This window comes from Streptomyces sp. NPDC006283 (assembly GCF_040613325.1).
Classification (GTDB): domain Bacteria; phylum Actinomycetota; class Actinomycetes; order Streptomycetales; family Streptomycetaceae; genus Streptomyces.
In genome coordinates this window covers 1-1,096 of the sequence record NZ_JBEXRZ010000490.1, presented here as the reverse complement: position 1 = coordinate 1,096, position 1,096 = coordinate 1, and the positions used below count along the sequence as shown (strand labels likewise).

1 tRNA gene is annotated in these 1,096 nt (G+C 64.2%); it reads left to right on the top strand.

The features are described from left to right. Positions 1-567 precede the first annotated feature (567 nt). Positions 568-652 (top strand) — tRNA-Leu (locus ABZ070_RS37495). Positions 653-1,096 lie beyond the last annotated feature (444 nt).

The window sequence follows — 1,096 nt, the reverse complement described above, 5'->3', positions numbered from 1 at the left end:
TGCGCCAGATCCAGCACTGCAGTCAGATCGTCGACGGATGCCTCACCGCGACCGGCCTCACACTGACGACACCACGCTTACAACCTCAGTAGAGCTGGCCGGGGAGAGCGTGCGGGCCGCCCTGAAGGGGGGCTACAGCAGGTGGTTGAGTAGCGATCACCTATGCGCAAGCCTGAGGTTTCGTGATCCAATATGGATTGCGAAGACAGCGCTCCCCGTTGTCGTGTCGCTGTGGGCTGCCTCGGGACGGCGGAGGCAGCCCGCACTTTGTCTGGCGGGCGTTAGCCGTCTCGCTTACCTGCCGTCGGCACAATTGCCTGGTAGGCCGTCATGCTCGCTCTGCGCAGCCCAGCAGCGCCCCCGGTCGCGGTCAGGGGAGGGAGCCGCTGGCCTGGGCAGAGGCCGCTGCCACCGGCGCATTGATGGCAGTCCCTTCGCAGCGGCGGTTCGCATTCTCGGTCAGTTATCTCGCCCTGTCCGCCGGGGGCGTTGGGGAACTGCCGACGCGCCAGCTGTCTGCGGTCGGTGGGTTGGGGAAAGGGTTCGGGGATAGACTGGTGGGCTTGAGGGAGTGTGACGGGATGGGCAGACGCGCCGGATTCAAGTCCCGGTGTGCCTCCTGGCGTGAGGGGTTCGAGTCCCTCCACTCCTACACACCAGCCGGCTACCTAGACCCTGTGGTGCGGCCTGCCCTTCTCGGCGACGGCTGAAGTGGACCGGTGGCGACATTTGAACGTTGACCCCATGAAACCCGGGGGCTTGAGATCCACTCCAGACCGAGATCTGCCAGATCCTGGAGCCTGGCGGCGCTCAGATTCCCGCGCCTAATCTTGCTGTTCGACAGAAATACACCCTTCACAGCGTGCTCCTGGCCATCGACCACGATCGTCTCTACGCACGGCGCCTCACGGAATTCGGTGTCGTAGCTACGTCGCTTCCCCATTCTCAGCTCCTTATCGGGCCATGGCTCCACGCTAACGACCTCGTGCGTGATTAGCGGTGACGGCGGCTGACCTGGGTCGTTGGTCTGTGTGTGGTGGGGGTTGAAGCACGCAGGTTGATCATGTCGGAGCGTCGCGTCACGGGACTTTCGGCG